The 18287-nt window shown below is 73.9% G+C and carries 18 protein-coding genes; 11 read left to right on the forward strand and 7 right to left on the reverse strand.

Annotated features, from left to right (window positions below):
- The first annotated feature begins 16 nt into the window (after nt 1-16).
- The 7 genes from ACSU53_RS01720 to ACSU53_RS01750 all read left to right on the forward strand — a co-directional run bounded on the left by ACSU53_RS01720 (nt 17) and on the right by ACSU53_RS01750 (nt 6950).
- The gene (locus ACSU53_RS01720) at nt 17-934 is read left to right on the forward strand and encodes a ribokinase (protein ID WP_437024430.1); all 918 of its coding nucleotides are present in this window, start codon (nt 17-19) and stop codon (nt 932-934) included.
- The gene (locus tag ACSU53_RS01725) at nt 931-1980 is read left to right on the forward strand and encodes an ABC transporter permease (protein WP_437024431.1); all 1050 of its coding nucleotides are present in this window, start codon (nt 931-933) and stop codon (nt 1978-1980) included. The genes ACSU53_RS01720 and ACSU53_RS01725 overlap by 4 nt, the downstream gene beginning before the upstream one ends.
- A gap of 105 nt (nt 1981-2085) precedes the next feature.
- Complete coding sequence (locus tag ACSU53_RS01730; RefSeq protein ID WP_437024432.1) at nt 2086-3111, forward strand: sugar ABC transporter substrate-binding protein; 1026 nt, start codon at nt 2086-2088, stop codon at nt 3109-3111.
- Nucleotides 3111-4685 (forward strand): sugar ABC transporter ATP-binding protein, encoded by a 1575-nt coding sequence (locus tag ACSU53_RS01735; protein WP_437024434.1) that lies wholly within the window; start codon nt 3111-3113, stop codon nt 4683-4685. The genes ACSU53_RS01730 and ACSU53_RS01735 overlap by 1 nt, the downstream gene beginning before the upstream one ends.
- Before the next feature lie 91 nt (nt 4686-4776).
- A complete protein-coding gene (gene rbsD / locus ACSU53_RS01740; RefSeq protein WP_437024435.1) occupies nt 4777-5232 on the forward strand; it encodes a D-ribose pyranase in 456 nt (151 codons plus the stop codon).
- Between the two features lie 134 nt (nt 5233-5366).
- Nucleotides 5367-6083: a deoxyribose-phosphate aldolase gene (gene deoC, locus ACSU53_RS01745; RefSeq protein WP_437024436.1), complete on the forward strand. Its 717-nt coding sequence runs from the start codon at nt 5367-5369 to the stop codon at nt 6081-6083.
- Between the two features lie 108 nt (nt 6084-6191).
- Nucleotides 6192-6950 carry a GntR family transcriptional regulator gene (locus ACSU53_RS01750; protein WP_437024437.1) on the forward strand — a complete coding sequence of 253 codons (759 nt, stop codon included), beginning with the start codon at nt 6192-6194 and terminating at the stop codon, nt 6948-6950.
- A 235-nt stretch (nt 6951-7185) separates the two neighbouring features.
- On the opposite strand, the gene ACSU53_RS01755 is transcribed toward ACSU53_RS01750, so the two are convergent.
- The 3 genes from ACSU53_RS01755 to ACSU53_RS01765 all read right to left on the reverse strand — a co-directional run bounded on the left by ACSU53_RS01755 (nt 7186) and on the right by ACSU53_RS01765 (nt 10771).
- Complete coding sequence (locus ACSU53_RS01755; RefSeq protein WP_437024438.1) at nt 7186-7614, reverse strand: VOC family protein; 429 nt, start codon at nt 7612-7614, stop codon at nt 7186-7188.
- Between the two features lie 425 nt (nt 7615-8039).
- Nucleotides 8040-9005: a pirin family protein gene (locus tag ACSU53_RS01760; RefSeq protein ID WP_437024439.1), complete on the reverse strand. Its 966-nt coding sequence runs from the start codon at nt 9003-9005 to the stop codon at nt 8040-8042.
- Between the two features lie 329 nt (nt 9006-9334).
- The gene (locus ACSU53_RS01765) at nt 9335-10771 is read right to left on the reverse strand and encodes a dihydrolipoyl dehydrogenase family protein (protein ID WP_437024440.1); all 1437 of its coding nucleotides are present in this window, start codon (nt 10769-10771) and stop codon (nt 9335-9337) included.
- A gap of 128 nt (nt 10772-10899) precedes the next feature.
- Here ACSU53_RS01765 and trxA point away from each other — a divergent pair, with 128 nt between their 5' ends.
- Nucleotides 10900-11313, forward strand: coding sequence for a thioredoxin (gene trxA, locus ACSU53_RS01770; RefSeq protein WP_437024441.1), 414 nt, complete (start codon nt 10900-10902; stop codon nt 11311-11313).
- Nucleotides 11314-11625: 312 nt separating this feature from the next.
- Here trxA and ACSU53_RS01775 read toward each other — a convergent pair whose 3' ends face one another.
- A complete protein-coding gene (locus ACSU53_RS01775) occupies nt 11626-12663 on the reverse strand; it encodes a LacI family DNA-binding transcriptional regulator (RefSeq protein ID WP_437024442.1) in 1038 nt (345 codons plus the stop codon).
- A 194-nt stretch (nt 12664-12857) separates the two neighbouring features.
- On the reverse strand, nt 12858-13616 hold the full coding sequence (locus ACSU53_RS01780) for a TetR/AcrR family transcriptional regulator (RefSeq protein WP_437024443.1): 759 nt from the start codon (nt 13614-13616) through the stop codon (nt 12858-12860).
- 138 nt (nt 13617-13754) lie between these two features.
- Here ACSU53_RS01780 and ACSU53_RS01785 point away from each other — a divergent pair, with 138 nt between their 5' ends.
- Complete coding sequence (locus ACSU53_RS01785; RefSeq protein WP_437024444.1) at nt 13755-14321, forward strand: NAD(P)H-dependent oxidoreductase; 567 nt, start codon at nt 13755-13757, stop codon at nt 14319-14321.
- 335 nt (nt 14322-14656) lie between these two features.
- On the opposite strand, the gene ACSU53_RS01790 is transcribed toward ACSU53_RS01785, so the two are convergent.
- Nucleotides 14657-15562, reverse strand: a complete 906-nt coding sequence (locus ACSU53_RS01790; protein ID WP_437032978.1) for a LysR family transcriptional regulator — start codon at nt 15560-15562, stop codon at nt 14657-14659.
- 177 nt (nt 15563-15739) lie between these two features.
- On the opposite strand from ACSU53_RS01790, the gene ACSU53_RS01795 reads away from it, so the two are divergent.
- Together ACSU53_RS01795 and ACSU53_RS01800 are read left to right on the forward strand one after the other, a co-directional pair.
- Nucleotides 15740-16021, forward strand: coding sequence for a hypothetical protein (locus ACSU53_RS01795; protein WP_437024445.1), 282 nt, complete (start codon nt 15740-15742; stop codon nt 16019-16021).
- Nucleotides 16022-16210: 189 nt separating this feature from the next.
- The gene (locus ACSU53_RS01800; protein ID WP_437024446.1) at nt 16211-17401 is read left to right on the forward strand and encodes a CaiB/BaiF CoA transferase family protein; all 1191 of its coding nucleotides are present in this window, start codon (nt 16211-16213) and stop codon (nt 17399-17401) included.
- Between the two features lie 183 nt (nt 17402-17584).
- On the opposite strand, the gene ACSU53_RS01805 is transcribed toward ACSU53_RS01800, so the two are convergent.
- Nucleotides 17585-18283, reverse strand: coding sequence for a phosphoribosyltransferase (locus tag ACSU53_RS01805; RefSeq protein ID WP_437024447.1), 699 nt, complete (start codon nt 18281-18283; stop codon nt 17585-17587).
- Nucleotides 18284-18287 lie beyond the last annotated feature (4 nt).

The following is an 18287-nucleotide window of genomic DNA, read 5'->3' on the forward strand; positions in this document are numbered from 1 at the left end:
ACAAAGTGGTGTGCCGATGAAGATCGCGGTTGTCGGAAGCTATGGAGCCGGGCTCACCATGCGGGTGCCGAAGGCACCTTCCGCAGGGGAGACCGTCTCGGGCGGCCTGTTCGACGCGGGCGCCGGAGGGAAGGGCAGCAATCAGGCCATCGGCGCCGCCCGGCTGGGCGCCGAGGTCTCGCTGCTCACCGCCGTCGGCGACGACGAGTTCGGCCGCTCCGCACGGGAGTTGTGGCAGCGCGAGGGGGTCGGTGCCGAGCACGTGGTGACCGCCCAGGCGCCCACCATGGTCGGCTTCATCCTGGTCGAGCCGTCCGGGGAGAACCGCATCGCGATCGCACCGGGCGCCCTGGACGAACTGGACGCCGCCGCCGTCGACGCGTTCCGCGCGGAGATCGCCTCCGCCGACGTGCTCGTCGTCTCGATGGAGATCCCCGAGGAGGCCGTGGTCGCCGCGCTGCGCGCGGGCCGCGAGACCGGCACCCGCACCCTGCTCAACCCGGCCCCCGCCCGGCCGCTCCCCGACGCGTGCTGGCCGCTGATCGACGTCCTGACGCCCAATCAGACGGAGGCGCCCGTCCTCCTCGGCCTCGGCGAGGGGCACGGCCTCGGCGACGAGGAGCTGGCCGAGGCCCTCCGCGCGCGCACCGGAGGCGTCGTCGTCATCACACGGGGCGGCGCGGGCGCACTCGTCGCCCAGGACTCCGGTACCGGCACGGTGCCGCCGCACCCGGCGCCGGCCGTCGTCGACACCACGGGCGCCGGCGACTCCTTCACCGCCGCCTTCGCGGTGGCCCTGGCCGAAGGCCAACCCGTCGAACGCGCCGCCGAGTTCGCCGCGGTCGCGGGTTCCCACACCGTGTCGATCGCGGGAGTCGTCCCCGCCCTCCCCACCAGAGCCCAGCTGAACGCCCTGATTGGAAACGCCTCGTGACCTCGACCCTGTCCAAGCCTCCGGTCCCCACCCCGCCGTCCTCCTCCCCCGCCGCGGACGAGGGCACCGGCCGCTTCCCCGCGGCCCTGCGCAGGCTGCTGCACGCCCGGGAGTCGGGTGTCTTCGCCGCGCTCGTCGCCCTGTTCGTCCTCGGCACCGTGCTCTCACCGACGTTCGCCCAGTCGGACAACCTGCTCTCGGTGGGCCAGCAGATCGCACAGATCGGCATCATGGCCATCGGGGTGACCTTCGTCATCCTCAACGGCGAGATCGACCTGTCGGTCGGCTCCATCTACGCGCTGTCCGCGATCTCCACCGGCATGCTCATCTCGGACGGCTGGAGCTGGCCCCTGGCCATGGGCGTGGGCCTGGCCGTCGGGGTCGTCGCCGGACTCCTCAACGGCCTGGCCGTGGTGATGCTGGGCGTGCCGTCTTTCATCGTCACCCTGGGCACGCTCAGTGTCTTCCGCGGCATCGCGCTGCTCATCTCCGACGGCGCCCCGATCTCCCTCAGCGCCTCCCAGCCCGGCGTCGCGGAGTTCAACCTCCTCGGCCAGGGACGGCTGTTCGGCCTGATCCCGATGCAGTTCGTCTTCTTCGCCGTGGTCGCCGCGGTCGGCGTGATCCTGCTGGCCCGGTCCCGCTTCGGCTTCAACACCTACGCGGTCGGCGGCAATCCCGAGGCCGCCCGGCTCGTCGGCGTCAACGTCAAGCGGGTCAAGCTCACCGCCTTCGTCCTGTCCGGCTTCACGGCGGGCCTGGCCGGCGTCCTCGGTCTGTCCTTCCTCTCCTACGTGCAGGGCGTGACCGGGCAGGGCCTGGAACTCACCGTCATCTCGGCCGTCATCATCGGCGGCGCCGCCCTCTTCGGCGGGTCGGGCACGATGTGGGGCACCGTCATCGGTGTCGCCTTCATCGGCCTGCTGCAGAACATCCTCAACATCAAGGGCATCTCGTCCTTCTGGCAGACCGTCGTCACCGGTCTCGTCATCGTCGCCGCCGTCGCAGCCGACACCTGGCAGCGCAAGCGCAAGTCCCGCGCCTGACCGCAGCCCACTCGTACCCCCTCACCGGCCGTCCGGGCCGCGTCCCGGTGCCGTCGCGCCCAACCGCCGCCCACGGACGCCCCTCTCGCACACCAAGGAGCCACGATGTCCCCGCGTACCCTCCGCAGATGCCTCACCGCCGCGACGGCCGCCGCCGCGGCCCTGTCCCTCACCGCGTGCGGCGCCGTCACCGCGGCCGACGCCGGCGGTGCCGCCGACGGCTCCTTCGAGCTCGCCCCCTACATCCAGGAGCGGCTCGACGCCGACAAGCCGATGCGCATCAAGCTGAGCTACCACGACCCGTCGCTGGCCTTCGCCACCCCGATCACGGCGGGCATGGAGAAGGCGGGCAAGGAGTTCGGCGCCGACGTCTCCCTCATCGGACCGACCGGCGGCGACGCGGCCAAGCAGGTCTCCGAGATCCAGACGCTCATCCAGCAGAAGGCGGTGGACGGGCTCGCCGTCTCCTCCGCCTCCAGCGACGCCCTCAAGCCGGTGATCAGCCAGGCCTACAAGGCGGGCATACCGATCATCTCCTTCAACACCGACAACCCGGACTCCGAGCAGATGGGCTTCGTCGGCCAGGACCTCAAGGGTTCCGGCAAGGCGCAGGCCGAGGAACTGCGCAAGAAGCTCGACGGTGACGTCAACGGCAAGTCTGTCGTGGTCTTCTCCGTGGACACCGGCGCCGGCTGGTCGCACGACCGGTTCAACGGGTTCAAGGAGGGGCTGGACGGCAGCGGCCTGAAGATCGTCGGTCCGGTCAACGTCGGCAATGAGCCGAACAGCGCCTACAACACCGTCGAGTCCAGCATGTCCGGGCAGTCCGGCGTGGTGGCCGTCGCCGGTCTGGACTGCTGCTCCACCACGGCCGCCGCCAAGTGGGTCGCCCAGTCCGGCAAGGTCGACGACATCACGATGGGCGGGTTCGACCTGCTGACCCAGACCTCCGAGTACATCGAGCGGGGCGTCCTGGACTTCACCATCAGCCAGAACCCGGCCGAGCAGGGCTACCAGGCCGTCAAGGTGCTCAACGACTTCCTCACCGAGGGCACCGAGATCAAGGGCGTGGACACCGGGGCGCAGTTCATCACCCGCGACAACCTCGCCGACGCGACCGTGGAGGACTGATGACCGCCGCACCCCGCGACGCCGCCCCGGGCGGCCCGGACCGCACGACGGAGCCGGCCGCCGCCGGCCCGGCCGTCCGCATCCGGGGCCTGAGCCGCAACTTCGGCCCGGTCCGCGCCCTGCGGGACGTCTCCTTCGACGTGCCCGCGGGCGGGATCACCGCGCTGCTGGGGGAGAACGGCGCCGGAAAGTCGACCCTGTTGAAGATCCTCGCCGGGCTCCAGCCGCCCAGCGAGGGCAGCGTCACCGTCTTCGGCGAGGAGGTCTCCTCCTACGAGCCGAGCACCATGCTCGGCCGGCACGGCGTGGCCATCGTCCCGCAGGAACTGTCGCTGCTGCTCGACCGGACCGTCGCCGAGAACGTGCTCAGCGGTGTGGAACCCGGCAACCGCTGGTTCCCCTCCCGGCGCAGGATGCTGGAGCGGACCGCCGAGCTGCTGACCGAACTCGACCTCGACCTCGACCCGAACGCCTCCGTGCGGACCCTGGACCTGGCGACGCAGCAGCTCATCGTGGTGGCCCGGTCCATCGCCCGGGGCTGCCGGGTGCTGATCCTGGACGAGCCGACGGCGATGCTCACGCCCGCGGAGGCCGACCGGCTGTTCGCCCTGATGGCCAGACTGAAGGCGGCCGGGACGACCATGCTCTACGTCTCCCACCGCATGCCCGAGGTGTTCCAGCTCGCCGACCACATCCAGGTGCTGCGGGACGGCGCCCACGTGGCGTCCTGGCGCGCCGAGGAGACCGACCCGGACCAGGCGGTCGCCGCGATGGTCGGCCGTGAGCTGGGCGGCTTCACCCGCCGCGCGGACCAGGCGTCCCGCCCGTCCGCGTCCGCGGCACCCGCCCTGAAGGTGCGGGACCTCGGCGGACGGCGTCACCACGGCGTCTCCTTCGAGCTGCGTCCGGGCGAGATCCTCGGAGTGGCCGGGCTGCCGGACTCCGGCCGGGTGGAACTGCTGCACAACCTCTTCGGCGGGGAGCCCGGCACCGGGGGCACCGTGGAGCTGCTGGGCCGGCCCTACGAGCGGCGCAACCCGATCGCGAGCGTCGAGCGCCGGCTGGCGTTCGTGCCCGGCGAGCGCCGTGCCCAGGGCCTGCTCACCACGATGAGCGTCGGCGACAACATCGGCGCGCTCACCGCGAAGACGTTCAGCCGCCTCGGCCTCGTCCGGCGCCGCGCCTTCGACGAGGCGGCCGCCGAGCAGGCGCAGCGGCTGCGGGTGAAGACGGCCACCCTCGGCCAGCCCATCACCTCGCTGTCCGGCGGCAACCAGCAGAAGGCCGTACTGGGCCGCTGGCTGGCCATCGACCCCGGGGTGCTGATCCTGGACGAGCCCACCCGGGGTGTGGACATCGGCGCCAAGGCGGAGATCTACGCCCAGTTGTCCGCGCTCGCGGACAAGGGCCTGGCGATCCTCTGCTCGTCGTCCGACCTGCCCGAACTCCTCACCCTGACCGACCGCATCGCGGTGATGAGCGAGGGCCGCCTGGTGGCCGTCGTCGACACCGCCGAGGCCACCGAGGAGTCCGTGATGACCCTCGCCACCGGGGCGGCCCCGGCCGCCGCGTAGGCGCCCCGCCCCTCCGGGCCCGACCGGCATCCGGGCCCGCCCCATCCGAGCCGGCCTCCCCACGAGGCCGCGGAAGAAAGGCAGAACGACCATGAAGCGCTCCGGCATCCTCCATGCCGAACTGAGCGGCGTCCTGGCCACCCTCGGCCACACCGACCTGCTGCTCGTCGTCGACGCGGGCTTCCCCGTGCCGCGCGACGCCCACCGCATCGACCTGGCCATCGCCGAGAACCTGCCCGACCTGCGGACGGTCCTCGACCTGATCGCCGACGAGCTGGTCGTCGAGGGCGTGGTCCGCGCGGAGAACGTCCCCACGCACCACCCCCGTCTCGACGCGTGGCTCCAGGGACGCTTCACGGGCGCCGAGTTCACCACCCGCCCGCACGCCGAGATGCTCGGCGACCTCGCCCGCCAGGCGAAGGCCGTCGTGCGCACCGGGGCCTTCGAGCCCTGGGGCAACATCGGCCTGTACTGCGGTGTGGACGCCCCCCGGTGGTTCGGCGGCGAGGACGTCGTCGTGCCGGAGGAGTACGCGTCCAAGGTCTGACCCGCCCGCACACGTTCCTCAGGAGCCCGGGCCGCGCGGCCCGCTCCGGTCACCCTGCGGCCACCTCCGCAAAGACCCGGCCGGCGGTCCGCCCGCCGGGCCCCGGCCGCACCTCACTTCCCAGGGAGAACCCCATGTCCAGCACCACCACAGCCGACGTCACCGACCTCGACCTCACCCCGGCCGAGCTGGCGTCCTACATCCAGCACACCAAGATCGACCCGGACGCCACCCGCGAGGAGATGGCCGCCCACGCCCGCGAGGCCGTCACCCACGGCTTCAACGCGGCGATGGTGCCCGCCTCCTGGCTGCCCCTCGTGGTCTCCGAGCTCAAGGGCACCGGGGTCGAGGTCGCCACCGCGCTCGACTTCCCGACCGTCGGTGTGATGACCAGTGCCGGCAAGGCGGCCGAGGCCGAGGAGATCGCCCGGCTCGGGGCGGACCAGCTGGACATCGGCGTCCAGATCGGCTGGCTCAAGAGCGGCCGCTACGACGACTTCCGTGAGGACATCGCGGGGGTCGTGCGGGCGTCGGGCCTGCCCGTGAAGGTCATGCTGGAACTGCCGCTGCTGACCGACGCCGAGAAGGAGGCGGCGGTCGAGCTGGCCATGGAGGCCGGTGCCGCGTTCCTGAAGAACGCCAGCAGCGGGCAGATCGAAACTGCGAATCCGACCAGTGTTCGTTACCTTGTTGACCGGGCGCGGGACGGAGTCCGGGTCAAGGCCTCCGGTTCGATCAAGAGCTACGGTCAGGGCCTCGAACTGCTGCGGGCGGGCGCCTCCCTGCTGGGGACGAGTGCCGGACTGGCCATCATCACGGACAGCGGGGACGAGTCCACCGTCAGCTACTGAGCGGACCACCACCGCCGTCCCCGGCCGCGCACCGCGGCCGGGGACGGCCCTGACGTCCGGAGGGACAGGCGTCCTTCCGGTGAGAACGGAGAAGGAGTTGCGACCACGGTGACGGCCGACGAACGGACACCCCCGGGCATCAAACGGGACGTCCCCACGGCGATCCACGTGCAGATCTCGGAACACATCCGGCTGCGCATCGCCAGCGGCGAGTGGCCCGCGCACTACCGCCTCAAGAGCGAGCCGGAACTGGCCCAGGAGTTCGGCGTCAGCCGCGGCACCCTGCGGCGGGCCCTGACCACGCTGATCGAGGAGGGCCTGCTGCGGCAGGTGCGCGGGCGGGGCACCTTCGTCACCTCCACGACGATCGAACCCGCGATCGCCCAGAAGTTGAGCACCCTGTCCGAGGACTTCGCCAGCCAGGGCATCGTCACCACGACGTCGGTGCGCGAGTGCTCGCTGATCGTGCCGCCGCGGCCGGTGGCCGCCCTCCTGGACGTCACCCCCGGCACCCAGGTCCTGCGCCTGGTGCGGGTCCGGCGGACCGAACAGGGGCCGGTCGCGCTGCTGTTCAACTTCGTCCGCACCGACCTGGCGCCCGGGATCGAGGAGGTGGACTTCACCTCCTCCAGTCTCTTCGGCACCCTGGAGGGCACGTACGGCCTGAAGATCGCCACCGCCCGCCGGACCTTCAGCGCCGAGGCGGCCACCAGCGACGTCGCCACCGCGCTGGACCTGGCCGAGGGCGCCCCGGTGCAGTACCTCCAGCAGGTCACCTACCTCTCCGACGACCGGCCGGTGGAGTATTCCGACGTGTGGATCCACAGCGGCCGCCTGCGGGTCACCTCGCTGCTGCTGCGCCGCTGAGGCGCCGGGGGCGTCGGCCGCGGCCGTCCGTCGCCCCCGGCAGCGGTGACCGGGACGCGACGGCCCCGGACCCGGCCGGCCTCTGCGCCGCCGGCCGGCTGCACCGCGGGCCACCCGGCTTCACCGCGCTCCACCGCGCTCCGCCGGGGACGCGGCGCTCAGGGCCCGGTCAGGACCGGCTCAACGCCTGGTCAGTGTCCGCTCAGCCCCTGGTCAGTGTCCGCTCAATGTCCTCTCAGTGTCCGCTCAGTGCCCGTGAGTTGGACCAGGAGCGGGTGGACAGCACCAGCGGGTGGCCGTCGGGGTCCTGCACCGTCACGCCCCAGGTGTCCCAGTACGGGTTGTGGGCCGGCACCCGCGTGCCGCCGTGCCGCTCCAGCCGCGCCACCAGCGCGTCGGGCACCGGTTCGCCGAGGTAGACGACGAGGAGGTCCTCGGGGGTCGGCCGCGGCTCCATCGGCGCCGCCGGATCGTGCACGAGTTCCAGGTGCCAGGCGGCGTCGGGCCAGCCGACCATGAGGAGCGAACTGTCGCCGGGCGTGCCGTCCGCCGCGCGGCGGAACAGGACGTCGAGGCCGAGTCCAAAGACCCAGAACTCCTCGGCGGCCCGCAGGTCGCGCGAGGGCCGGGCGATGCGGATGTGGGCGGCGGCGTCGGCCGGCACGGCGTACCTCCTGCGTGCGGAACGGCCGGCACACACCGTGACCGTCCGTGGACATCGACGGCAGCGAGCCTAGGCACCCTCGGACGGCCGGTGCCATCGGACGCTGGTCCTAGTCCCGGCCTGTCCCCGACCACCGCCGAGCGGCCGATCGCGCCCGGGGACGCTGGGGTGCACGCGGGGCGTACGGGGGGCTGTCACCCGGCTCGGCGGGCACGGCAAGACCGTACAGAGGACAGCAGTTGGGGGGCCGCCACCAGGAGCGCTCTCTTCCGGCCCGGGGGCCGGCACCGTCACCGCCGTCGTACGGTCGGGGGCGCCGGTCCCGGCGGGCGCGGGGGCTCCCCGGCCGGCCGGAGGGCCGCGCGCACCGTGCCGCGCGGCGGGGCCCGCCGGTCAGCCGGTCAGCCGGTCAGCCGGTCAGCCGGTCAGCGGGTCCTTCCCCGGGGCTTCAGCGGCGTCGCCGGGAGTTCGGGGGCGGGCAGCGGGTCCCCGTCGTAACCCTTCACCTCGCCGAACCGCGTCCCCTCCATCCAGTCCCGCCGGGCCTGTTCGATCTCCTCCTGGGTGCGGCCGATCCAGTTCCAGAACATGATCAGCTCCTCCTCGAACGGCTCGCCGCCGAGGAGCATCAGGCCGGCGTCGGACTCGGCGCGCAGGGGGAGTTCGGTGCGTCCGCAGCCGAGGTAGAGCATGGAGCCGGGGAGGACCGGGACGCCGTCCACGTGGGCCTCGCCGGACATGGAGAGCACGGCGTACTCGAAGTCCGGCTCCAGGGGCAGGCGGACGTCCACGCCGTCGGCCAGGGCGAGGTCGGCGCCGACGATGGGGGTGTAGGCGGTGCCGGGCGAGGTGGCGCCGTCGAGCGTGCCCAGGATGAGCGTGGCCTCGACCCCGGGGGCGGTGACGAGCGGCAGACCGGTGTGGTGCTCGAAGCGGGGGTCCGTGTGCCGGTGGCCGTCCGGGAGGGCGACCCACAGCTGGGCTCCGTGCAGGAAACGGGCGTGCGGACGCGGGCTCTCCTCCGAGTGGCTGATCGCCCGGCCGGAGGTCATCAGGCCGAGTTCGCGGGGGCGGATCGTCCGGAGGCTGCCCGTGGAGTCGCGGTGCAGCACCTCGCCCTCGTGCAGCCAGCTCACCGTCTGCAGACCCATGTGCGGGTGCGGGGGCACCTGCATGCCGGGTTCGTCGGCGATGTCGTCGGGGCCGTAGTGGTCGACGAAGCACCACGCCCCCACCATGCGGCGGCCCAGGTTCGGCAGCAGGCGCCGGACCTCGGTGGACTCGCCGAGAGGGACGCGCCGGGGGCTGAGGAGTTCGCGCACGGGCTCCGCCACCACGAAGCCACGGCCGCCGCACAGGGCGGGAACCGCCTCCCGATCGAGATTGCTCATGGCGTCAACCTAGCCCGGCCGGAGCGCCGGCGTCAGGCGTCGGACGCCATCACTCACCGGAGGAGTGACCCGCCCACCCCGGGACGGGGCGGGGCCCGGGACCACTGGGCCACCTTCCGTGAGACCGGAGGGGACCGGCCGCAGGCCCGGCCTGCCGTGACGGCGGGCGGGGCGGGTTCTCGGGGTCCCGCCCGGGGCCCGCTCGGGTCCCCGCCTCGGGCGGCTGCCGGAACCGCCGGCGTGGGCGGGCCGGCGCCCGGGCCGACGCCCGTCTCACGTTCCCGCTGCCACCGGCCCCCGCCGCAGCCGCCGGAGCGGCGTCCGGCCCCTCAGGCGTCCCGGTACGCCTCCAGCAGGCGCAGCCACACCTCGCTGATCGTCGGGTACGACGGCACCACGTGCCAGAGCCGGGCGACCGGGACCCGGGCGGCGACGGCGACGGTCGCCGAGTGGACGAGTTCGCCGACGCCGGGGCCGACGAGGGTGAGGCCGCGCAGGATCTCCTCCTCGAGGTCGACGATCATGCGCGCGCGGCCCGTGTAGCCGTCGCCGTACAGGGAGGCCCCGGCGATCGTGGCCAGGTCGACGTCGACGGCCCGCACGCGGTGCCCGGCCCGTTCGGCCTCGGCGAGGGTGAGGCCGACGGAGGCCGCCTCCGGGTCGGTGAAGACGACCTGGGGGACGGTGGCGTGGTCGGCGGTGGCGGCGTGCGCGCCCCACTCCTCCGTGTCGACGCTGTCGCCGGAGGCCCGGGCGGCGATGGCGGCGCCCGCGATGCGGGCCTGGTACTTGCCCTGGTGGGTGAGCAGGGCGCGCCCGTTGACGTCGCCGACCCCGTAGAGCCAGTCGTGGCCGCTCACCCGGAGGCTGTCGTCCACGGCGAGCCAGGAGCCGGGCTCCAGACCGATCGTCTCCAGGCCGATGTCGCCGGTGCGCGGGGCGCGGCCCGTCGCGAAGAGGATCTCGTCGGCCTCGATGCGGTCGCCGGTGTCGGTGCCGACGACGACGGTGCCGTCCTGCCGGTGGACGGAGGTCACGGACGTTCCGGTGCGGACGTCGGCGCCGACCCGGGTGAGCGCCTCGGCGACCAGTTCCCCGGCGAACGGCTCCATGCGGGACAGCAGGCCCTCGCCGCGCACCAGGACGGTGACGCGGGAGCCGAGCGCCTGCCAGGCGGTCGCCATCTCGGTGGCGACCACGCCGCCGCCGACGACGACGAGCCGTCCGGGGGCGGCCTCGGCGCTGGTCGCCTCCCGGCTGGTCCAGGGCGAGACGTCGGCGAGTCCGGGCAGGTCGGGCAGCACGGCGCGACTGCCGGTGCACACGGCGACGGCGTGCCGCGCCGTGAGGACCTGGCGCTCCCCGTCGGGGCCGGTGACCGTCACGGTGCGTTCCCCGGTGATCCGCCCCTGCCCCCGGTACAGGTCGGCGCCGGTGCCCCGCAGCCAGTCGACCTGGCCGTCGTCCTTCCAGTCGCTGGTGAAGCCGTCCCGGCGGGCGAGGACCGCCGCCACGTCCAGGGGATCCCGCGCCGCCCGGCTCAGGCCGGGCAGCCTGCGGGCGTCGGCCTGGGCGAGGACCGGCCGCAGGAGGGCCTTGCTGGGCATGCACGCCCAGTAGGAGCACTCGCCGCCGACCAGTTCGCTCTCCACGACCGCCGTGGAGAGCCCTGCGGCGCGGGTGCGGTCGGCGACGTTCTCACCCACGGGTCCGGCACCGAGGACCACGACGTCGTACGCGTTGGACTGTGCTGGCGATTGCGTCATGACGTCAGTCTGGTGGGTGGTGTGCGCACGGGCCACATGGGTAGGGGCGCGGAATACCCGACCGGGCGGCCGTGTTGTGCCGAGACCCCGCCCCGAGCATCCCCGAACCCAGGAAGAGGGACAGACCCATGAGCAGCACCGTGGAGCTCACCAAGGAGAACTTCGACCAGATGGTGACGGACAACGAGTTCGTCCTGATCGACTTCTGGGCGTCGTGGTGCGGGCCGTGCCGTCAGTTCGCACCGGTGTACGAGAAGGCGGCCGAGGAGAACCCCGACCTGGTGTTCGGCAAGGTGGACACGGAGGCGCAGCCGGAGCTGGCCGCCGCCTTCGGCATCCAGTCGATTCCGACGCTGATGATCGTCCGCGACCAGGTCGCGGTGTTCGCCCAGCCGGGTGCCCTTCCGGAGGCGGCGCTGACGGACGTCATCGGGCAGGCCCGCAAGCTCGACATGGACGAGGTCCGCAAGTCGATCGCCGAGCAGCAGGCGCAGGGCGGCGAGGGACAGGCCCAGGCCCAGGAGCCGAACCAGGGCGCCTGATCCCTGAGCGTCCCCCGGCCCGTACCGGGGCGGACGCCCGCTCCGCCCACCGGCCCGCCCGCCCGGCCCGTACCGGCACCCGGTGGCGGGCCCGGGGACCGGGCCCGTGGGCCGCGCGGACCCGGACTCCATGGGCCCCCTCCGGGACTCCATGAGCCCCGTCCGCCGCACGGGCCGCCACTCGGCCCGCGGACGGCGTCCGCCGCCGTGCGGGCTGCCGCGCGGCGCCCGGACCGAGTCCGCCGTGGCGCAGGCCGCCGCTCGCCCTCCCGGGGCGGGTGCGGCGTGCCCGCCGTGCCGCCGCCGGTCGCGTCAGCTGGACTCCCGCCGCACGACCGTCGCCCCGAGCACCTTGTGCGCCTCGGGGGCCGCGGACGGGTCCCGCACCGCGCGGTCGACCCAGTCGGCCAGTTCCCGGCCGGACGGCAGTTCCAGGTGCACGGTGCTCAGCCGGGGCCGCAGCAGCCGGCCCAGCATGAGGTTGTCGGCGCCCACCACGGCCGTGTCCTCCGGGACGCGGACGCCCGCGTCCTGCAGGGCCCGCATGAGCACCATCGCGTACTCGTCGTTGTAGGTGAACACGCTGTCGAGACCGAGGTCCCGCCATCGGGCGGCCAGCCGCGCCGCGTCGTCCTCGTCCAGGGCGAGGGGAAGCGGCGTGACGGTGGCGTCCGAACCGCGCAGCGCCTCGCGCACTCCGCTCAGACGCGGCCCCGAGAAGGTCTCCAGCCCGGCTTCGCGCGGGAGGACGACGCCCACGCGGCGTCGGCCGCGGTCGAAGAGGTGCGCTCCGGCGCTGTGGCCGACGACGTCGTGGTCCATGAGCAGGGCGTGTGCGCCCTCCACGGTTTCCGGCCCGAGCGTGACGACGGCCCGGGCGCCGGAGCGTTTGAGGACCTCCACACCCCGCGGGCCCAGTCCCGAGCCGGGGACCAGGACCGCCACGGGCCGCAGTTCGGCCCAGGCCCGGGCGGCCTCGTCGTCGTGCGCGCCGACGGTCCCGTACTGGACGACGGTGTAGTCGAGGCGGCCCAGCGCGACCTGGAGATCGGTGATGAAGCGGCTGTAGAGCGGCCCGACGGGGAAGTCGGGCGCCGGCATCAGCACCATGCGGCTGTGGCCGGCCCGCAGACTGCGGGCGGCGGCGTGCGGAACGTACCCGAGTTCCTTCGCGGCCTCGCGCACGCGACGCCGGGTGGGATCACTGATCCGTACCGCACCGGTGTTGTTCAGGACGTAGGAGACGGTGGCACGCGAGACGCCCGCGAGGCGGGCCACATCGGCGCTCGTGGGTACGGAGCGCATCGGTCCGGGAGGCGCGGGCGTGGACGTCGGGGGAATCTTCACCATGACGTACGGCATCCTTGCAGAGGCCCGAACGCGGCCTGCGCCGGGGTGAGTTGAAGCCGGCGAGGGGAACCTACGGACGCTCCTTGGCGGGGCGGGCCCGACGGTACGTCCGCGGGCCGCGGGCCTCGGGTCGCGGGTGCGCACGGTCGGCCCAGGTCGGCGACGCCGGGGGGCGCCCGGAGGGCACGGTCCCTCTACGGCTCCCCGCGCCTCCCCGCACCCTGGCCGCCCGGGGCATCCGGAGCACCCGGCGCGCCGGGGGCGTCTGCTGTGCCCGTGGCCTCCGCCGTGCCCGTGGCGCCTGCCGTGCCGGTGACGCGGTCGACCAGGTCCTCCCAGGCTGCTTCGAGGCGGGCCGGCGGCATGCCGCACTGGCGGGTCAGGTGGTGGATCAGGGCGGCGTCCAGCTGGGCCAGCAGAGTGTGGGCCAGGAGTTCGCAGTCCGCCTCGGGCACCGCCTCGCGCAGCAGCAGCGTCACGTGGTGGTGCAGCACGCGGCGTGCCGGGTGCACGAAGCGGCGGCCGGCGTCCGCCTCGGCCGCCAGTTGCAGCTCCAGTTCCTCGACACCGCGGCGCAGCACGGCATGGCCGAACGCCCTGAGCCGTTCGGCGGGCGGGGCGCCCGGGCCGAGCGGGGGCGGGCCGGAGAGGAAGGCGGTCTGGAGCTTCTTCTCGGAGTGGTCGAGCAGAGCCGACAGCAGGCCGGTGCGGTCCCCGAACCGGCGGAAGACAGTGCCCTTGCCGACCTGGGCCGCGACGGCCACCGCTTCCATGGTCAGCCCGTCCGCACCGCGCTCGGCGACCAGACGGGCGGCCGCCTCCAGCAGCCGGGCCCGGTTGCGCGCGGCGTCCGCACGCAGGCAGGGCTCCTCATCGTCGAAGCCGTAGTGCAGCAACTCCTGCGGCTCGATGGGCTCCTGGGGCGCCGGGCCGGGCGGTCGGGCGATGGACATGAAGCCAGGGTAAAGCATCGGGAAGAAACTGGACCGCGGTCCGGTTAGGGTGCTAGAACATTAACCGGACCCCGGTCCGGATCGCGGCACGAACGCTGCGATCCCCTGCCCCGAAGACCACCCCCCTGGGAGTACCTCATGTCCGCTCGCATCCTCGCTCTCGTCGGCAGTCTGCGCGCCGGTTCGCACAACCGTCAGCTGGCCGAGACCGCCGTGAAGCTGGCTCCGGCCGGCGCCGAGGTCGCGCTCTACGAAGGACTCGCCGAGATCCCCTTCTACAACGAGGACATCGACGCGGAGGGGACCGTTCCGGCCGCTGCCGCCCGCCTCCGCGAGGCCGCCGCCTCGGCGGACGCCCTGCTGCTGTTCACCCCCGAGTACAACGGCACCATCCCCGCCGTCCTGAAGAACGCCATCGACTGGATGTCCCGTCCGTTCGGCGCCGGTGCCCTCGGCGGAAAGCCGGTCGCCGTGATCGGCACCGCCTTCGGCCAGTACGGCGGCGTGTGGGCGCAGGACGAGGCCCGCAAGGCCGTGGGCATCGCGGGCGGCAAGGTGGTCGAGGACATCAAGCTGTCCATCCCCGGCTCCGTCACCCGCTTCGCCGAGCTCCACCCGGCCGACGACGCCGAGGTCGTCGAGCAGCTGACCCAGGTCGTCGCCCGGCTCCAGGAGCAGGCCACCGCACCCGCGGCTGCCGCCTGACCCGGACTTCCGGACGACGGGAAGGACCGGGAAGGGCCCCGAGGTCGTTCGTGGGTCGCGAGGTCCGGAGATCCGGAAGCCCGGACGTCGGGGGTCCGGAGGTCCGGACGCCCCGGGACGACCGGAACCGCCCGGACGAGCGGAACGCCCCGAAGGGCCGGAGCGCGTGCTCCGGCTCTTCGGCCGTTCCCGGCTCTTTCGGCCCTTCCCGGCCCCTGCTGCGACTCCCGGCCCCTTCAGGCCCGGGCCCCCGTGACCCCCGCCGCGCCCCGCACGCCGGCCCCCGGGCCGCACGCTGCGAACCCCGGCCCCGCCCGCCCGAATCCGCCCCCCGGTCAGGCCACCGCCTCGGCCGCGAGTTCCCGCAGTTCAGCCAGCGCCGCGGCCACCGCCGGCCGCGTGCGGTCGCCGCCGCGCGTGCAGGTGAGCAGTTTGCGGTGCGGGTCGCCCGTGCAGCGCACCCGCGTGATGGGCAGGTGGGCCGTGAGCTGGGCCAGGCGCGGGACGAGGGCGACGCCGAGCCCGTGGGCGACGAGGTGGGCGGTGACGTTCCAGTCCAGGGCGTGGTGGACCACGTCCGGAGTGAAACCGGCCGCCCCGCAGGCGGACATCACGTGCGGCCGGCACGGGCTCTCCGGCACCGGCGCGATCCACTGCTCGCGGGCCGCCTCCGCGAGGTCCACCCGCTCCAGCCCGGCCAGGGCGTGGCCCTCCGGGACGACCAGGTCGAAGGGGTCGTCCAGCAGCGGCTGCTGGTCGAAGCGCTCGTCACCCGGCGGCGGATTGCGCGGAGTGGACTCCACGACCGCCAGGTCGGTGGCCCCCTCGAAGAGCAGGTCGAAGCTCTCCGGCACCCCCGCCTCCAGGATCCGCACCGCCAGCCGCGGATGCCGTCCGCCCAGCCGTGCGGCCATCGGGGCCAGCAGCACCGACACCGCGACCGGGAAACCCGTCACCCGCAGCGGCCCGGCGGGTGCGTCGTGATCGGCCCGCAGGTCGCGTTCGGCCTGCTCCCACCGTGCCTGGATGGCGTCGGCGTGCGCCAGGAGACTCTCCGCCGCCGGCGTGAGCCGCACCCCGCGCCCCTGCGGCTCCAGCAGGACCACGTCGAGCTCCCGCGCCAGTTGCCGGATCTGCTGCGAAGCGGCGGACGGGGTGAAGTGCAGCGCCCTGGCGGCCGCGGTGACCGTGCCGTAGTGGGCGACCGCCCTCAGGACGTGCAGCCTGCGCAGGTCAATCATGAAGTCCACGCTTCACGGTCAGGCCCACAAAGTCAACCTGGACGTGAACGGACCGGGCGTCGCACGCTGGCTGTGGTGAAGACCGGGGGCCGGGCCGGGCCCGCTAAAGGGACCGGCGAAGAGACCGGCACCGGAACCGGAACACGAAGCAAGACCCGAGAAGAGAGGGGAACCGACATGACCGGTACGACCGGCACGACCGGCAGGGCGAACGGCGGCGCGGCCCACCGGGCGGACGGGGCGCCCGCCCCCGGTACCGCCTGCCCGTACTGCGGGTGGCCCGACGGCGCCGAGCCGTTCAGCGTGGTCTCGCGCCACCCCACTGGCACGGGCAGCACCCTGTGGACCCGTTGCGGCTGCGGCTCGCTCCAGGTCAGGGTGGTCGACGAGCGCGGCACGCGTATCGTCTCCCGCAGCAGGCCCGCGGACCCGGCAGCCGCCCCGGCCGTCCGGCGGTGAGCACCGCGCACGGGAGGAGCAGCCCCCCGTCCCCGCGCCACCCGCCGGATTGCCGGGAACGGCGGGAGTGCCGGAAACGCGGAACGGGCCGGTGACCGCGGGCGGGACGGGCAGGCGGGCCGGCCCCGGGCCCCCGGCACGGACCGGACGTAACGGGGGCCGCGGGCCCCGGGAGGGAGCGGAAGGCACATGGGAGCGCAGCGGTATCCCCTGGCGGGGGTCACGGTGGTCAGTCTGGAGCAGGCCGTGGCCGCGCCGTACGCCACGCGTCAGCTGGCCGATCTCGGCGCGCGGGTGATCAAGGTGGAGCGGCCGGGCGAGGGCGACTTCGCCCGTCGCTACGACACGACCGTGCACGGCCACTCCAGCTACTTCGTGTGGCTCAACCGGTCGAAGGAGTCCCTCACCCTCGACCTCAAGGACCCGCGCGGCCTGGAGATCCTCCGGCGACTGCTCGACGACGCCGACGTCTTCGTCCACAATCTGGCGCCCGGGGCCGTCGACCGTCTCGGGCTGGGCACCGCCGAGGTCACCCGCCACCGCCCCCGCCTGATCACCTGCACCGTCTCGGGTTACGGCACCACCGGGCCGTGGGCCGACCGCAAGGCGTACGACCTGCTGGTGCAGTGCCAGACCGGGCTGGTGTCGCTGACCGGGACCGGGGAGGAGACCGCGCGGACGGGCATCTCCGTCGCCGACATCGCCGCCGGGATGTACGCCTACAGCGGTGTCCTCACCGCGCTCTACACCCGGGCCACCACGGGAGAGGCGCACCCCGTGGAGGTGTCCCTGTTCGAGGCGCTCGCCGAATGGATGGGCCAGCCCGCCTACTACACCCGCTACGGCGGCACCCAGCCGCCCAGACTCGGCACGCAGCACGCCACCATCGCCCCCTACGGAACGTTCCGCGCCGCCGACGGCCGCGAGGTGCTGTTCTCCATCCAGAACGAGCGCGAGTGGTCGGTGCTGTGCGCCGGTTTCCTGGGCCGCCCCGAGCTGACCGACGACCCCCGGTTCGCCACCGGCTCGGACCGGGTGGCACACCGGGAGGAACTCAACGCCCTGGTCGCCGAGCGCTGCGCCCGTTCCGGCGCCGACGACCTGCTGAAGGAGCTGGAGTCCCTCGGCATCGCGTGCGCGGGCGTCAACGACGTCGCCGCCTTCCTGGACCATCCGGTGCTCGCCGCCCGGGACCGCTGGCGCGAGGTCGCGGTGCCGGGCGCCACGGTCGAGGCCCTGCTGCCGCCCGCCGACCTCGCGGGGACGGCCACCCGCATGGACCCGGTGCCCGAGGTGGGCTCACATACGGAGGCGATCCTGACGGGGCTCGGGCATTCGGCCGAGTCGATCGCGCGGCTGCGCGCGGACGGGGTCGTCTGACCGGGAGGATCCGGTCCCGCGGACGGACGGTGACCGTGCTGGGCCGTCGCCCCGCCGGCCCCACCTGTCCGCGTGACCTGCACGGTCTTCACACCCTGGACGACTTCACGCCCTGGACGACTTCGCGACTTCATGGCCCTGAGGGCTTCAGCACCTCCAGAGCCTCAGGGCCTTCAACGCCCTTCAGGGCCGGGAACGGTCTCCCGGCGGGCGGCCCGTCGCACCGTCTCCGGCGTCTCCGGCCGGGCGGTCCAGGGCGGCCAGGACGTCCTCGTCGGTCAGCTGGCCGAAGTCGTCGTACCACTCGCCGACCGCCGTGAATCCGGACGGCCGGTGCAGGCAGACCACCTCGTCCGCCTCCCCGCGCAGCGACGCGGCACCCTCCGGCGAGCAGACCGGCACCGCCAGCAGCACGCGCGCGGGCGAGCGGCGACGTACGGAGCGCAGGGCGGCACGGGCCGTGGCCCCCGTCGCCAGCCCGTCGTCGACGACGATCACGGAACGGCCCTCCAGCGCGGGGGCGGTGCGGCCCCGCCGGTAGACGCGTTCCCGGCGGTGCAGTTCGGCGCGTTCCCGCTCGACGACGGCGGTGAGATCACGCTCGTCGAGGCCGAGCAGATCCAGGGTGCGCGGGTCGAACATCGGAACGCCGTCGCCGGCCAGCGCGCCCACCGCGAACTCCTCCTGCGCGGGCGCCCCGATCTTGCGGACGACGAGCACGTCGAGCGGTGCGCCGAGCGCTTCGGCGACCTCCCGGGCCACGGTCACGCCGCCGCGGGGCAGGGCCAGGACCACCGGGTCGGGCAGCAGGCCGGCGTCGCCCCGGGCGCGCAGCTCCCGGGCCAGCGCGCGTCCCGCCTGCCGGCGATCGGTGAACCGCACGGGG

The organism is Streptomyces sp. enrichment culture (genome assembly GCF_964273255.1).
Lineage (GTDB): Bacteria > Actinomycetota > Actinomycetes > Streptomycetales > Streptomycetaceae > Streptomyces.

Coding starts and splice junctions, on each gene's coding strand:
- deoC (WP_437024436.1), top strand. CDS start 5,367: ATGTCCAGCACCACCACAGCCGACGTCACCGACCTCGACCTCACCCCG.
- ACSU53_RS01780 (WP_437024443.1), bottom strand. CDS start 13,616: ATGTCCATCGCCCGACCGCCCGGCCCGGCGCCCCAGGAGCCCATCGAG.
- rbsD (WP_437024435.1), top strand. CDS start 4,777: ATGAAGCGCTCCGGCATCCTCCATGCCGAACTGAGCGGCGTCCTGGCC.
- ACSU53_RS01735 (WP_437024434.1), top strand. CDS start 3,111: ATGACCGCCGCACCCCGCGACGCCGCCCCGGGCGGCCCGGACCGCACG.
- ACSU53_RS01765 (WP_437024440.1), bottom strand. CDS start 10,771: ATGACGCAATCGCCAGCACAGTCCAACGCGTACGACGTCGTGGTCCTC.
- ACSU53_RS01730 (WP_437024432.1), top strand. CDS start 2,086: ATGTCCCCGCGTACCCTCCGCAGATGCCTCACCGCCGCGACGGCCGCC.
- ACSU53_RS01795 (WP_437024445.1), top strand. CDS start 15,740: ATGACCGGTACGACCGGCACGACCGGCAGGGCGAACGGCGGCGCGGCC.
- ACSU53_RS01800 (WP_437024446.1), top strand. CDS start 16,211: ATGGGAGCGCAGCGGTATCCCCTGGCGGGGGTCACGGTGGTCAGTCTG.
- ACSU53_RS01785 (WP_437024444.1), top strand. CDS start 13,755: ATGTCCGCTCGCATCCTCGCTCTCGTCGGCAGTCTGCGCGCCGGTTCG.
- ACSU53_RS01790 (WP_437032978.1), bottom strand. CDS start 15,562: ATGATTGACCTGCGCAGGCTGCACGTCCTGAGGGCGGTCGCCCACTAC.
- ACSU53_RS01775 (WP_437024442.1), bottom strand. CDS start 12,663: ATGGTGAAGATTCCCCCGACGTCCACGCCCGCGCCTCCCGGACCGATG.
- ACSU53_RS01720 (WP_437024430.1), top strand. CDS start 17: ATGAAGATCGCGGTTGTCGGAAGCTATGGAGCCGGGCTCACCATGCGG.
- trxA (WP_437024441.1), top strand. CDS start 10,900: ATGAGCAGCACCGTGGAGCTCACCAAGGAGAACTTCGACCAGATGGTG.
- ACSU53_RS01760 (WP_437024439.1), bottom strand. CDS start 9,005: ATGAGCAATCTCGATCGGGAGGCGGTTCCCGCCCTGTGCGGCGGCCGT.